Annotated in this window: 14 protein-coding genes; 8 read left to right on the forward strand and 6 right to left on the reverse strand. The window is 72.8% G+C overall.

What is annotated here, in order from left to right; all coding sequences use genetic code 11:
- Window positions 1-322 precede the first annotated feature (322 nt).
- Complete coding sequence (locus tag JYK04_RS40980) at window positions 323-889, reverse strand: hypothetical protein (RefSeq protein ID WP_229876826.1); 567 nt, start codon at window positions 887-889, stop codon at window positions 323-325.
- Window positions 890-1094: 205 nt separating this feature from the next.
- The gene (locus tag JYK04_RS03830; protein WP_189746556.1) at window positions 1095-1982 is read right to left on the reverse strand and encodes a CAP domain-containing protein; all 888 of its coding nucleotides are present in this window, start codon (window positions 1980-1982) and stop codon (window positions 1095-1097) included.
- A gap of 231 nt (window positions 1983-2213) precedes the next feature.
- On the opposite strand from JYK04_RS03830, the gene JYK04_RS03835 reads away from it, so the two are divergent.
- From JYK04_RS03835 to JYK04_RS03855, 5 genes are all read left to right on the forward strand, one after another.
- Window positions 2214-2516 (forward strand): putative quinol monooxygenase, encoded by a 303-nt coding sequence (locus JYK04_RS03835; RefSeq protein WP_189746557.1) that lies wholly within the window; start codon window positions 2214-2216, stop codon window positions 2514-2516.
- An 89-nt stretch (window positions 2517-2605) separates the two neighbouring features.
- Window positions 2606-3319 (forward strand): hypothetical protein, encoded by a 714-nt coding sequence (locus JYK04_RS03840; RefSeq protein ID WP_189746559.1) that lies wholly within the window; start codon window positions 2606-2608, stop codon window positions 3317-3319.
- 30 nt (window positions 3320-3349) lie between these two features.
- Window positions 3350-4198, forward strand: coding sequence for an NADPH-dependent F420 reductase (locus JYK04_RS03845; protein ID WP_483030228.1), 849 nt, complete (start codon window positions 3350-3352; stop codon window positions 4196-4198).
- 124 nt (window positions 4199-4322) lie between these two features.
- The gene (locus tag JYK04_RS03850) at window positions 4323-4661 is read left to right on the forward strand and encodes a PadR family transcriptional regulator (RefSeq protein ID WP_189746563.1); all 339 of its coding nucleotides are present in this window, start codon (window positions 4323-4325) and stop codon (window positions 4659-4661) included.
- Window positions 4658-5551, forward strand: coding sequence for a hypothetical protein (locus tag JYK04_RS03855; RefSeq protein ID WP_189746565.1), 894 nt, complete (start codon window positions 4658-4660; stop codon window positions 5549-5551). The genes JYK04_RS03850 and JYK04_RS03855 overlap by 4 nt, the downstream gene beginning before the upstream one ends.
- Before the next feature lie 14 nt (window positions 5552-5565).
- On the opposite strand, the gene JYK04_RS03860 is transcribed toward JYK04_RS03855, so the two are convergent.
- Window positions 5566-6366 carry a class I SAM-dependent methyltransferase gene (locus JYK04_RS03860; RefSeq protein WP_189746566.1) on the reverse strand — a complete coding sequence of 267 codons (801 nt, stop codon included), beginning with the start codon at window positions 6364-6366 and terminating at the stop codon, window positions 5566-5568.
- Between the two features lie 274 nt (window positions 6367-6640).
- Between JYK04_RS03860 and JYK04_RS03865 the strand changes: the two genes are divergently transcribed.
- Window positions 6641-7045: a RidA family protein gene (locus tag JYK04_RS03865; protein ID WP_189746568.1), complete on the forward strand. Its 405-nt coding sequence runs from the start codon at window positions 6641-6643 to the stop codon at window positions 7043-7045.
- A 67-nt stretch (window positions 7046-7112) separates the two neighbouring features.
- Here JYK04_RS03865 and JYK04_RS03870 read toward each other — a convergent pair whose 3' ends face one another.
- On the reverse strand, window positions 7113-7952 hold the full coding sequence (locus JYK04_RS03870; protein WP_189746570.1) for a dienelactone hydrolase family protein: 840 nt from the start codon (window positions 7950-7952) through the stop codon (window positions 7113-7115).
- A gap of 302 nt (window positions 7953-8254) precedes the next feature.
- Here JYK04_RS03870 and JYK04_RS03875 point away from each other — a divergent pair, with 302 nt between their 5' ends.
- On the forward strand, window positions 8255-10156 hold the full coding sequence (locus tag JYK04_RS03875) for an alkyl/aryl-sulfatase (protein WP_189746572.1): 1902 nt from the start codon (window positions 8255-8257) through the stop codon (window positions 10154-10156).
- A 29-nt stretch (window positions 10157-10185) separates the two neighbouring features.
- Window positions 10186-10836: an HAD family hydrolase gene (locus JYK04_RS03880; protein ID WP_189746574.1), complete on the forward strand. Its 651-nt coding sequence runs from the start codon at window positions 10186-10188 to the stop codon at window positions 10834-10836.
- A gap of 19 nt (window positions 10837-10855) precedes the next feature.
- On the opposite strand, the gene JYK04_RS03885 is transcribed toward JYK04_RS03880, so the two are convergent.
- Both JYK04_RS03885 and JYK04_RS03890 read right to left on the reverse strand, forming a co-directional pair.
- On the reverse strand, window positions 10856-11590 hold the full coding sequence (locus tag JYK04_RS03885) for a hypothetical protein (protein WP_189746576.1): 735 nt from the start codon (window positions 11588-11590) through the stop codon (window positions 10856-10858).
- A gap of 114 nt (window positions 11591-11704) precedes the next feature.
- The gene (locus JYK04_RS03890; RefSeq protein WP_229876839.1) at window positions 11705-12484 is read right to left on the reverse strand and encodes an IclR family transcriptional regulator domain-containing protein; all 780 of its coding nucleotides are present in this window, start codon (window positions 12482-12484) and stop codon (window positions 11705-11707) included.
- Window positions 12485-12797 lie beyond the last annotated feature (313 nt).

The raw sequence follows: 12797 nt of genomic DNA on the forward strand, positions 1-12797 counted from the left end.
GGGAGGGCGAGAAGCCTCCCGACTCGGTGAAGCCGGCGGACCCGGGGTTCGCCGGGGCGGTGTGCCCGGGCGCCGGAGGCCGGTCGGCTGACGCGAGCATAGGACCGCGGCGGGCCCTGCGAACCGGCTGGGCGCGATCTTGAGGTTCCCCTAAGGAAGAGCTCACCTTCCGCTTCACCGGGACCCGTCCGATGAGGGGATACGGGGTGGTGAACCCCGCGAAAGGGATCAGGAGGGACCGAGCGGTGCGGACCGGCCGAAGCGGTCACGCCGCTGCGGTCACGTTGCTGCGCTCACGCCGCTGCGGTCGGCCGACCGGCCGTCAGAACGATGTCTCGCGCACGCTGGCCTTGGCCATCGGGTCGATCGTCGCGGTGATGACCGACCGGTGGTCCGAGCCGCTGAACGTGACGGTCAGGGTGTCGTCGTCGGTCTGTGACGTGGTGGCCTTGAAGCCGCGGCTCGGGACCGCCGAGATGAGGCACACGCCACGGCTCCCGTACCGCACCGTGACCTTGCCGCCCTGCGAGGGGACGGTGTGCAGGCCCGGGCCGCCGGTCTGGCAGTCGACGCCGGGTTTGGGCGCGGCGGTCCGGGGGGCCGCCGAGGGCTTCGCGGACGGGGAGGACGGAGCCGAGGGGGTCGGTGTCCCGGTCACGGTGGGCGAAGGGCTCGGGGACGCGGAGGCGGTCGGGGACGGCGGAGCGGGCGAGGGGTCCTGCGCCGCCTGCCACGCCGGCGGCGAGTCGAAGACCATGGGGGCGGACCGGGCCACCGGGGGCGTATGGCGGGTGGAGCCGACCACGAACTGGACCGTGGCGAGCACGGCCGTCACGCTGGTGGCCGTGCACGACAGCCATATGAACAGGTAGCGCGGAAATCGAGGCACGGCCCCATAGTGGCCGACGCGCCGGGCCGCGCGTCACACACTCCCCCGGACGGCGCGACGGGCCGCCGCCGATCCGCGGTGCACGGGCCCGGACACGGACGTCCTCCGACCCGCGTACGGATCGGAGGACGTGTGCGGCCCGGCAGCCGGTGGGGGGGGGAGGACCGGTGCCAGGGGCCGGGGGGAGGGGTTTGGGGGAGGGTTCCTACTTCGACGTCCCGAAGTCCTGCGTCCACCACGGGCCGCCGTCGCCCTTGTGGACGCCTATGCCGATCTCCTTGAAGGAGCAGTTGAGGATGTTGGCCCGGTGGCCGGAGCTGTTCATCCACGCCTTCATGACCGCGTCGGCGTCCGACTGGCCGCGGGCTATGTTCTCGCCGAGGCGGGACCACGCGTAACCGGCGGCCTCCACGCGGCTGGTCATGGTGGACCCGTCGGGTCCGGTGTGGGACATGACGCCGCTGCGGGCCATGGTGTCGCTGTACGCGCGCGCCGCGGCGCTCAGCTTGGAGTTCACCGTCAGGGGGCCGCAGCCGGCCGTGGCCCGCTCCTTGTTGACCAGGGCGAGGACCGCGGATTCGGAGTCGCCTGAGGAGCTGCCGGACCCGCCGGACGAACCACCGGAGGAGCCGCCGGACGAACCACCGGAACCGCCGGAACCGCCGGACGAACCGGAGCCGCCGCCGGTGCTCCCGCCGGACGTGCGCGCGGGCTTGCCGGCCGGGGCGGACTTGGCCGGGCCGTCCTCCTCCGCCGCGGGCTTCGCCGGAGCTGCGGACTCCGTGGCCTCGGCGGTCGGCGTCCCGGGCGGCGGCGAGCCCGTGGCGGCCGCGGCATCCGCGGTGATCTCAGGCAGCGGAGCGGTGGGGCTCGCCGTCCCGGCGGTGTCCGCGGGCGTCGGCGTCCCGGTCTTCGCACCGGTGGCGCCGTCGGCCCGCTGGTCCACCTGCGTACCGCCGCCGGAATCGGCAACGGCGACGCCGACCGCCACCGCCGCGGCGGCCGCGGTGAGAGACAGGACGATGCGCGTGCGCACCGCCTTCTTCCGCCGCGCCTCGACGCGGGACGGCGTTGCGGGAGTTCGGCTGCTCATGCCTGTAGCACCTCACAGAGGGAAAGGGGGTGGGGTGCGACCGAGCCTAGGGTCGTGATCAGTGAATTCCGCACGCCGGAGGGCTTCTTCAAGTTCCCTTAAGGAAGCCCGCAGGGTCGGTTCAGGGGACGAACCGCTCCATCCCTCACCATTCGGCCGATAAGGGCCCCGCGAACCATGGACGGACCCTCGGCGAACCCACGCCGAGCGCCCGTGCGTAGAGTTCGGCGCATGTCACAGCCCGTACAACTCGTCATCCTCATCACCACACTTCCGGGCCGCGGCGGGGAACAGGTCGCGGCGTTCGAGCGTCTCGCCCCCGTCGTTCGGGCCGAAGCGGGATGCCTGCAGTACGACCTGCACCAGGTGAGCGGTGAGCCCGACCGGTTCGTCCTCATCGAGCGGTGGTCGTCGCAGGCGGCGCTCGCCGCCCATGACGCCACGCCGCACATGATCGAGGCCGACGCGGCGAGCCCGTCGTTCCGGGCGGGACCGGCGCAGGTCATCCGGCTCGTCGCCGACCCCCTGGCCTGACCGCACCAGCGGGGCTCCGGCGCGGGCGGGGTGCGCAGCGGCGGCGTGTGATCATGTCCGTCGACAGATCCGCACCTCATGGGGGGACCATGCGCACCCGCACCACCACCGCCACGACCGGTCTCGTGACCGCGATCGCCGCGCTGCTCGCCCTCGCCGGCTGCACCGCGGCGGGAGACAGCAGCCGGCCCGCGGCGTCGAGCTCCGCGGCCGCCGTGCCCGCGCAGAGCGGCGGCGGGTCCGGCTTCGAGGGGCCCCGGCCGCAGGACCAGAACCTGCTGGCCTGGACCGGGGATCCCAATGACGCGGGGCACGTCACCGCCCAGTCCCCGGCCGGGGTCGGCGGTCGGGTCACCCTGGTACGGATCGTCCTGCGCGAGCAGATCACCTGGTCGAACGTCTGGCTGGGCCTGGCCGGCATCGACCCGAACGCCCAGCTCGCCAACTGCTACCTCGGCGTGTACGACGCCAAGGGCACCCTCGTCGCGGCCACCCCGGACATCTCCCCCCAGTTGATGACCGATGCGATCGCCAAGCCGTTCGCCCTCGGCAAGCCGTTCACCGCCGCTCCGGGCACCTACTTCATCGCGCTGCTGCTCAACGGCACTTGGGCGACCAACGGCCTCACCCTGAAGTCCACGGGCGCCGGCATCTCGGTCAACGCGGGTCTGACGCCGCCGAACCTGCGGTACAGCACCCTGCTGACCGGCCAGACCTCGCTGCCGCCCACCGTGAACCTCGCCGAGCAGTCCACGAGCACCATCAACACCGGCTGGGCCAGCCAGTGGTACGCGATCTCCTGATCCGCGGCATCCGGATGCGGCCCGCATGAAATGGCCGAAAGATCAGGTCTGCGGCCGTATCGGGCCGGTCAGCGGCCCGGCCCCGTACCGATCGGCCCCGCACGGCGGCGCGATCGCATCGCCCGACCGGGCGACGATCGGTGCGGGCCGGAATGCCTCGGCCGGGGCGGGGGTTGGTGCGGACGCGACACTGATCCCCGATGCACTGGAGAGCTCATGAAGATCGGCATCATCGGCGCGGGCAACATCGGCGGCAACCTCACCCGCCGGCTCACGGCCCTCGGCCACGAGGTCTCCGTGGCGAACTCGCGCGGCCCCGAGACCCTGGCCGCGCTGGCCGAGGAGACCGGCGCCACCCCCGTCACCGTGGCGCAGGCGGCCCGCGGCGCCGAGATCGTCGTGGTCACGATCCCCTTCAAGAAGGTGCCGGACCTGCCGGCGGGCCTCTTCGACGAGGCCGCCGAAGGCTTCGCGGTCATCGACACCGGCAACTACTACCCCCGCCAGCGCGACGGCCGGATCGCCGGCGTCGAGGACGAGGGTCTGACCGAGAGCCGCTGGACCGAGCGGCACCTCGGACACCCCGTCATCAAGGCCTTCAACGGCACCTACGCCCAGGACATCCTCGACCGGCACCGCCCGGCGGGCGCCGCGGACCGGATGGCGCTGCCCGTCGCGGGCGACGACGCCGCGGCGAAGAAGGCCGTACGCGCCCTGATCGAGGAGCTCGGCTTCGACACGGTCGACGCGGGCGGCCTCGACGACTCCTGGCGCCAGCAGCCCGACACCCCCGTCTACGGACTGCGGGAAGGCGTCGACGCGGTCACCAAGGCCCTCGCCGAGGCCTCGCCGACCCGCCCGGAGGCCTTCCGCGGCTGACCGCGGCCGCGGGTCCTCGTGCCGGGGGCCGCTCTCCGCCGAGCCCCGGCGGGGCGCGGCGCCCCGGCGGCCCGGAGCGCGCCCGGCGGGCGGCATATGCCGGTGGGTGACCTATCATGCGGACATGAGTGATCGTGCGATGCAGGAACCGACCCTCCTCCTCCTGACCGCGCTCGCGGACGAGCCCCGCCACGGGTACGCGATCGCGCGCGAGGTCGAGCTGATCTCGGGCGGACGCGTCAAGATGCGGACCGGCACCCTCTACGGGGCCCTGGAGCGGTTGCTGGGTCAGGGGCTGATCGAGGTCCACGAGGAGCAGATCGTCGACAGCCGGCTGCGCCGCACCTACACCCTCACCGCCGAGGGCCGGCAGAGCCTGGCCGCCGAGGCGCAGCGGATCGCCGCCACCGCGCGGGAGGCGGCGCGCCGCCTGGGCGTCTCCGGCGAGACGGCCACGGCGTGAAACTCCCCCTGCTGCGCCTGTATCCCGCGGATTTCCGCCGCGCTTTCGGCGACGAGATGGCCGAGGCCTACCGTGAGGCGACCGAGGACGCCGGACCGCTCACCCGGCTGCGGGAGGCCGGGGACATCGTGGCGCACGCGCTGCGGCTCCGCCTGGGGGTGGGTTCGGCGCAGCGCGGCGGGCGCCTCTTCGCGGCGGCGGCGCCCTTCGCGCTGGCCGCCACGGGTGCGCACGCCGCCTTCCTGCTCGCCTCGACGCTCAACCGCGCGTACGTCACGGGCCGGCCCGACTTCGAGACCCCGCTCGGGTACGCGATGAACGGCTTCTCCGTACTGGCCCTCATCGGCGCCGTGGTGGCGCTGAGCGGGCGCTTCGCCGCCGGTGCGCGCACCACGTTCGCCGCCGTCGCGGGATCCACGGTGTGCTTCGTCATCGCGGTGCTGCCGGGCGCCCTGGAGATGCCGCTGGAGAACCTGGCCTACCTGGCCCCTCCACTGGCGATCGCCGCACTCCCGCTGCTCTGTCCCCCGGACCTGCACCCGCCCTGCCGGATCAGGACCACGACGGGGCTGGTGGCGCTGATGATCTGGGCGCCGCTGTCCGTGGTGCTGCTCGGTCTGCTGGACGCGGGCGGGTTCGGCATGATCGTGCTGTGGCGCTTCGCCGTGACCGTGACCGCCGCCCTGGCCCTGGCGGGCCGCCCCGCGCTGTCCGGGATCCGCACGTCCGGTCAGTTCGCCCTGGCCGCGGCCCCGTTCCTCGTCCTGGGCCACTTCGCGGGGGTGGTGGGCGAGGACACCGCGCTGCCGTGCCTGGTCCTGCTCGCGTCCACGGGCCTGACCGTGCGCCGGTGGCGCCGTAGGCATTCGGGCCCGGCCGGCCACGCCTGAGCCGAGACGGGGGGTCAGACTTCGGCGTCGACGTCGGATCCGGCGACGCTGACGCGGATCTTGGACTGGCCGTGGCCGAGTTCCTCCCAGTCCTCCATGAAGCGTGCGGACAGCCCGTGCCCGGCGGCGAGGTCGACGAGGGTCTGGGTGCGGTAGTAGAAGTCCTCGCGCAGCACCTGGTGTTCGGTGCCGGTGGTGCGGTCGAAGGTGAAGTCGAAGTGGCCCCCGGGCGCCAGGACCCGGCCCACGTGGGCGAAGCACTCGTCGATGACCTCGAGCGGCGAGTGCGAGAAGACGCTGTGGGCGTGGACGACGTCGAAGTAGCCGTCGGGGAGGAAGTCCAGTGTCAGGTTCCTGGTGAGGGTCAGGTGCGGGACCTTGGCCTGGAGCCCCCGCTCGGTCAGGGTCCGCTTCGCGGCGATGAGGATGTCGGGCGAGATGTCGATGCCGTAGTAGTGGCCCGCGTCGAGGTAGTCGATGAACCGCCAGCCGGCGCGGAGGTTGCCGCAGCCGATGTCCAGCATGCGCGCCCCGGGCCTCAGGCCGTGCCCGAGGAGGTAGTCGAACTGCATCTGCCCGAGTGCGAGCCAGCGTTCGTGGGTCTGGCTGCCGACCGCGGCCTCGGGGTTGCGGCGGGTGTCCGAGGCCATCACGGCCCGGTAGTAGCTGACGTGGTCGGGGTGCTTGAAGGCCAGCCACCGGTCGCGGGCGGCCCGCTTCAGGTACGGGGCGATGCGGTGGGGACGGCTCGCGGCGTACCGGACCTTGTGGACGAGGGATTCCCGGTTCGCGGTGAGGTTCTTCCTGGTGGCCATGAGCACTCCGTCTCCATCGCAACGTGAATCCCCGGCGGAGGGCGGGAACGGCCGCCGCCGGGAAGGATCTTCAGAACCCACCATATGTCGGTGACCGACATATGCAAACCGTCGGACTATCCAGGGAAGCCGAAGGCGCGCCGCGCACGGGCAGTTCGCGAATATGGGCATCTATGGCGATATCGCCCAGATTGCCACTCGATGTCTCACGGATCCACACAACGCGCCCGGGGGCATGACGCCTCGTCAGTCACGCCTCTGGCAGCATGAAGAGATGACAGACATACACCGGAAGGTCGGCTCGGGATCGCCGCTGGAGCCTCGGATCGGCTTCTCCCGCGCGGTGCGGGCAGGACAGTACGTGGCCGTCGCGGGGACCGCTCCCCTCGCGGACGACGGCTCCACCGTCGGCCCCGGCGACGTCCACGCCCAGACCGTACGGTGCCTGGACATCGCCGAAGGGGCCCTGCGGGAGGCCGGGGCGTCACTGGAGGACGTCGTGCGGACCCGCGTCATGCTCACCGACGTGACCCGGTGGCAGGAGGCCGCGCGGGCGCACGGTGAGCGGTTCGCCTCCGTCCGACCCGTCACCACCTTCGTGGAGGTGTCCCGCTTCATCGGTCCCGACTGGCTCGTCGAGGTGGAGGTCGACGCGGTCATCACCCGGGAAGAGGACTGAAGGGGCCGGGTCCCCGTAGTCCGCCTCTTCCGGATCTTGCCGGATGAGACGGCCCAGCCCGGACCGGTCACACGGCGGGCGCGGGCCGCTCCCCGAGCAGCCGGGTGCGGAACAGGTCCAGGACGGTGTCGAGCGCCTGCCGGGTGGGCTGTCCCGGTTCGTCGATGAGGTGTTCCGTCAGGACGGAGTGCGGCGCGAGGGCGCTCTGCGGGTTCGCCGCGCTCGCGTCCAGCTCGATGGCGACGAAGGCGTCCCCGAGTTCCCGCCGGAGGTGGTCGAACCGGTCGCCGGGGACGAGCCGGTCGCCCCGGAAGCGCAGTCCGAGCACCTGGAGCCCGTCGCGCTCGCAGCGTCCGCGGACGACCGCGAGGTCCTCGGGGCTGATGTCGATGGCGCCCGCGCGGCTCGCCGTGCACGCCAGCGGGAGCGAAGGCTGGGAGAGCACCGGGGCGACGAGGCGCTCGTCCGTGGCCATCGCCAGGGCGAATCCGCCGGTCAGGCACATCCCGACGGCGCCGACCCCGGGACCGCCGCAGCGCTCGTGCTCGGCGGCCGCCAGGGCGCGCAGCCATTGCACGACGCGCGAACTGCGCCCCGTGGCCAGCAGCGTGAACTCGCGGCTCACGCACACCCGCCACAGCGACGAGGCCATGTAGCGGCCGGCACTCGACCGGCCGACCGCGCCGGCATCCGCGTCACGGCCGGGCTCGCCGAAGAGCACCGGGAGTACGGCCGTACAACCGGCGGCCGCGACGTGCTCGGCGAACTCGATGACCTTGGGCGTGATGCCCGGGATCTCCGCCATGACGATCACCGCGGGACCCGTGCCCCGGCGCAGGATCCGTCGGGTGGCGCCGTCATGGGTGAACGTGCTCTTCTCGAACCCGCTCAGGTCGTGGTCTGCCACGCGCCCCGCTCCTTCCGACGGCTCTCCCTCTTGGACGACATCAAGTTACCGAGAAGTAGAGCCCTGTGGTCAAGCCGCCGGAGCACGATTCGATGCGTCCGCCGAGGGCGGGCGAGCACCAAGGTGGCCCAGACCCACCCAGACCCGCCCGGGCCGGCTCCTCCCCTCTCACCCGGACGGCGGAACGCGCCGGGCGGGCAGGGTGCGGCCGGGCCAGGCTGGGGTGGACCGGCGGCGCCCGCCGTAGGCCCCTCGCCGGTCCGGTCGGGGCCGGTCAGGTACCGCCCGAGGAGGCCCACCCGATGGAGAACGGCCCCGGACACGACGCTTCCGAATCGATCCGCGCCGCTCACCGCGCAGCGCGACGCAGTGACGCCTTCGCCGACCGCGCCGACTTCGACGACGCCACCCGCGGCTTCGTCGCCGCCCTGGAGCCCTGCGTGATCAGGGCCGAGGACGGAAGCGTCGTATGGGACGGCGACGCCTACGCCTTCCTCAACGGGGACCGCCCGGACACCGTCCATCCCAGCCTGTGGCGCCAGAGCCGCCTGACCGCCCTCCAGGGCCTGTTCCAGGTCGTGGAAGGCGTGTACCAGGTGCGCGGCCTGGACCTGTCGAACATGACCCTCGTCGAGGGCGAACGCGGCGTCGTCGTGATCGACCCGCTGATCAGCGAGGAGACGGCGGCCGCGGCCCTCGCCCTGTACCGGGCCCACCGCGGGGACCGTCCGGTCACGGGCGTCCTCTACACCCACAGCCACGCCGACCACTTCGGCGGCGTCAAGGGCGTCACCACCCAGGCCGAGGTCGACGCGGGCCGGGTCCCGGTCCTGGCGCCCGAGGGCTGCCTCGAACACGCGGTCAGCGAGAACGTCTACGCCGGCACCGCCATGGCCCGCCGCGCGGGTTACATGTACGGGGCGGGCCTGCCCAAGGGCCCGCGCGGCCAGGTCGGCGCGGGCCTGGGCCAGACCACCTCCACCGGCCGGGTGACGCTGATCCCGCCGACCGTCGACATCACCCGTACCGGCCAGGAGGAGACCGTCGACGGCGTGCGCATGGTCTTCCAGCTCACTCCCGGGACCGAGGCTCCGGCCGAGTTCAACGTGCTGCTGCCCGACCGCCGGGCGCTGTGCATGGCCGAGAACGCCACCCACACCCTCCACAACCTGCTGACCCTGCGCGGCGCCCTCGTGCGCGACCCGCACGCCTGGGCCACGTACCTCACCGAGTCCATCGCACTGTTCGGCGACCGGTGCGACGTCGTCTTCGCTTCCCACCACTGGCCCACGTGGGGCCGCGAGCGGGCCATGTCGTACCTGGCCCAGCAGCGGGACCTGTACGCGTACCTCCACGACCAGACGGTGCGTCTGCTCAACCGGGGATACACGGGTGCCGAGATCGCCGAAACGCTGCGCATGCCGCCGGCGCTGGAGGCCGCCTGGCACACCCACGGTTACTACGGGTCGGTCAGCCACAACGTCAAGGCCGTCTACCAGCGGTACATGGGCTGGTTCGAGGGGAACCCGGCGCTGCTGTGGCAGCACCCGCCGGTGGAGTCGGCCCGCCGCTACGTCGAGTTCATGGGAGGTGCGGCGGAGGTCCTGCGCCGGGCCCGGACCTCCTTCGAGCAGGGCGACTTCCGCTGGGTGGCCCAGGTGGTCGACCACGTCGTCTTCGCCGATCCGTCGAACACGCAGGCCCGGGAGCTGCAGGCCGATGCCCTGGAGCAGCTCGGCTACGGCGCCGAGAACGGGACCTGGCGCAACTTCTACCTCACCGGTGCCCAGGAACTGCGCGGCGAGTGGGTCGGGACACCGGCCACCGCCGCGTCCCCGGACGTGCTCGCCGCCCTGAGCCTGGACCAGCTGGTGGACTCGCTCGCCGTACGGATCGACGGGCCCCGGGCCTGGCACGCCGATGTCGCCGTCCGGTTCGTCCTGCCCGGCTCGGACCCGCTGACGCTGCGCCTGGGCAACGGCGTACTGACCGGGGTCCGCGGGGACAACCCCGCGGCCGGCCGCCCGCACGCCGTCCTCGTCCTCGGTGAACCGCTCCTGCGCGGGCTCCTGCTCGGTGTCCTGCCGCCGGACGACCTCCTGCGGCAGGAGGGCGTGGCCCTCGACGGCGACCCCTCGGTCGTCGCCGAACTCTTCGCCTACCTCGACTCCCCCGACCCGGACTTCGCCATCGTCACCCCCTGACGCACGGGGGCGGCCTCTATGCTGCGGGAATGATCAAGCCGATTGAACTCGTGATATTCGACTGCGACGGGGTGCTCGTCGACAGCGAGCGCATCGCGCTGCCCCTCCAGGTCGCCTTGGGGGCGGAGCTGGGATGGCCGCTGACCGAGGACGAGGTCATGGACCGCTTCATCGGGCGCTCCAGCGCCTCCATTCACGAGGACATCGTCGCCCGGGTCGGCGACGAGACGGCCCGCCTCTGGTGGGAGCTGTTCGAGCAGCGCCACCGCGAGGCGGTGGACGCCGGGCTGTCCGCCGTCGAGGGACTGCCCGAGGCACTCGGCGCGATCACCCGGCCGACCTGCGTCGCCTCCAGCGGCTCGCACGAGAAGATGCGCCACACCCTCGGCCGCACCGGACTCTACGAGCACTTCGAGGGCCGCATCTACAGCGCCACCGAGGTCCGCCGCGGCAAGCCGGCCCCCGATCTGTTCCTGTACGCGGCGCAGCGGATGGGCGTCGACCCGGCGGCGTGCGCGGTGGTCGAGGACAGCCGCCCCGGTGTCGAGGCCGCCCGCGCCGCGGGCATGCGGGCCTTCGGCTACGCAGGGGGACTGACCCCGGCCGAACGGCTGGCAGGAACCGGCACCGTCGTCTTCCACGACATGCGCGAACTGCCGGGCCTCATCTCCGCAGGGTGACCCGCGGGCGGCCGGGAGGTCAGAGGTGCGCGTCGCGGGCGAGCGCCGTCATGACGGCCTCGGTCTTGCGCTCGCCGAACGGCGGCGGGGTGACATCGCGGTCCCGCAGGGCCTGTTCGAGCTGTGTCTGGACCTCGGCGGCGTCGGCGATGTCCGTCCGCACCGAGACTTCCAGGAAGCGCAGGCCGTTGTCGGTGCGCCATTCCTCGATCGCCACCTTGCCGGGCAGCTCGTCCCACTCCTCTTTCCACTTCACGGCGTGTACGGGGCCCAGCGCCGTCAGGTCGGCGAGATCGGCCTCGGTCAGCCCGGCCACGTCCAGGAGTTCCCGCTGCTGCTCGATGAGCAGCAGCTCGGGCGGGCCCACCTGGGCCTCCAGCGAGGCCGACACCATCGGCGTGAACTCCGGGCCGGTCCGGTCCTGCTCGATCTTGAACTTCCAGTCCTCGCCCTCCCGGTCCTGCCGCCAGGGCTCCGGCAGCGCGGGGCAGGGACGCAGTTTGACGGTCAGGTCGGTTTCCCGCTCGGCTGCGGGTCCCTCCTCGTCCCGGCGCCGACGCAGGATGACCCCCTTGACCAGCAGGGGCAGCGTCACCGTGTCGTCGGCCGCCCACTGCGGTCTGTCCCAGAAATGGATCGCGCGGCGGCTGCCCTCGTCCCGGTCGAGCTCCAGGGCGTCGAAGGCGGCCTTCGCCTCGGCCCCGGCGAAGCTGATCTTGATTTCTGCGGCCTTGGCCGCCGGAGACTCTGCCATGGTGCCGTTATCCCACGCGGGCCGCGGGCCCGCATCTCACGCGGCGGCGCGCCCGGAGACCGAGGACGGGCCGCCGCACGGGGGTGCGGCGGCCCGTCCTGCGCCGTGATCGCGCTAGGCCGTCGGCGACAGGAGGGTGTCCTCCGGCCGGCGTGCCGTGGGCGGGGTGCTGCCCGCGACGATGAGGGCGAGTAAGACCGCGGCCGCCTCACTCTGCAGGAGCCGGGCGGCCTGCTTCAACCGGCCGGGGTCGGGGACCGGGATGGACAGGGCCACGCATTCCGCCTTCGGGCCCGCGGTGATCGGCACCGCCGCGCAGACCGTGCCGATCGCGTACTCCTGCAGGTCGAGGAGGGGGGTGTTCGGCGGACGGTCGTCGAGCTGGTGGAAGAGGTCCTGCTGGCTGGTGAGGGTGTGGGGCGTGAACCGGGTGAGCCGGTGGCGTGCCAGGTGATCCTTCCGGTCGTCGTGGTCGAGTTGGGTCAGCAGCGCCTTGCCCACCGCGGAGGCGTGGGCGGCGACGCGGAAGTCGACCCACTCATCGACCACGGGCGCGGCCGGTCCGTCGGCGTACTGGGTGATGGAGACCTCGCCGTCGGTGTAGCGGGCGACGTACACGGCGGCGCCGACGGCGTCCCGCACCCAGGCGAGGGTCTCGTGCAGGTGCCCGCGACCGTCGCCGTTCACCGATTCGGCCAGCAGGAGGGCGCTGCCGGCGATGTACGCGTCCGGTCCGGTCGGGGTGGCGAGGTTCGCGCGGATCAGCTGGTCCATGGCCCGGGCGAGGACCAGTTGCGGCAGGGCGGTCTCACGGGCGATCTGGGTCAGGTTCACGCCGCCCGAGTAGCGGTTGACGACCTCCAGGACGCGCAGTGCCTGGTGGGCGGATTCCAGTGCGGCGGGGGCGGGGCCTCCTTCGGGGGGCTTCCGGGTGGCGTGCGCCGGCCGGGGCTGTTTCAGCGCTTCGAGGGCCCAGGCGTTCGCCTGGTCCGTCAGGTGGAGGGTGTCGAGCCGGGCGTTCTGCGCGACGGCGACCGCCACCTGGGGGCCGGGGGTGACGACCTCCCCCAGGTCGGGGTGCTCCTTGCGGGGGCGGGACATGAGTGCCTGGCGCAGTCGTACGGGCAGCCTGCACGGGGACCGGCCGGCCCGTCCCGGTCCGGTGGTGAGGGCGGTGAGGTCCTGGGTGGTGATGGGCGGGGTGGTC

The sequence above is a fragment of the Streptomyces nojiriensis genome, from assembly GCF_017639205.1.
In the GTDB taxonomy this organism is placed as follows: domain Bacteria; phylum Actinomycetota; class Actinomycetes; order Streptomycetales; family Streptomycetaceae; genus Streptomyces; species Streptomyces nojiriensis.

Coding starts and splice junctions, on each gene's coding strand:
- JYK04_RS03885 (WP_189746576.1), bottom strand. CDS start 11,590: ATGGCAGAGTCTCCGGCGGCCAAGGCCGCAGAAATCAAGATCAGCTTC.
- JYK04_RS03860 (WP_189746566.1), bottom strand. CDS start 6,366: ATGGCCACCAGGAAGAACCTCACCGCGAACCGGGAATCCCTCGTCCAC.
- JYK04_RS03865 (WP_189746568.1), top strand. CDS start 6,641: ATGACAGACATACACCGGAAGGTCGGCTCGGGATCGCCGCTGGAGCCT.
- JYK04_RS03880 (WP_189746574.1), top strand. CDS start 10,186: ATGATCAAGCCGATTGAACTCGTGATATTCGACTGCGACGGGGTGCTC.
- JYK04_RS03830 (WP_189746556.1), bottom strand. CDS start 1,982: ATGAGCAGCCGAACTCCCGCAACGCCGTCCCGCGTCGAGGCGCGGCGG.
- JYK04_RS03835 (WP_189746557.1), top strand. CDS start 2,214: ATGTCACAGCCCGTACAACTCGTCATCCTCATCACCACACTTCCGGGC.
- JYK04_RS03845 (WP_483030228.1), top strand. CDS start 3,350: ATGGCCGAAAGATCAGGTCTGCGGCCGTATCGGGCCGGTCAGCGGCCC.
- JYK04_RS03875 (WP_189746572.1), top strand. CDS start 8,255: ATGGAGAACGGCCCCGGACACGACGCTTCCGAATCGATCCGCGCCGCT.
- JYK04_RS03840 (WP_189746559.1), top strand. CDS start 2,606: ATGCGCACCCGCACCACCACCGCCACGACCGGTCTCGTGACCGCGATC.
- JYK04_RS03850 (WP_189746563.1), top strand. CDS start 4,323: ATGAGTGATCGTGCGATGCAGGAACCGACCCTCCTCCTCCTGACCGCG.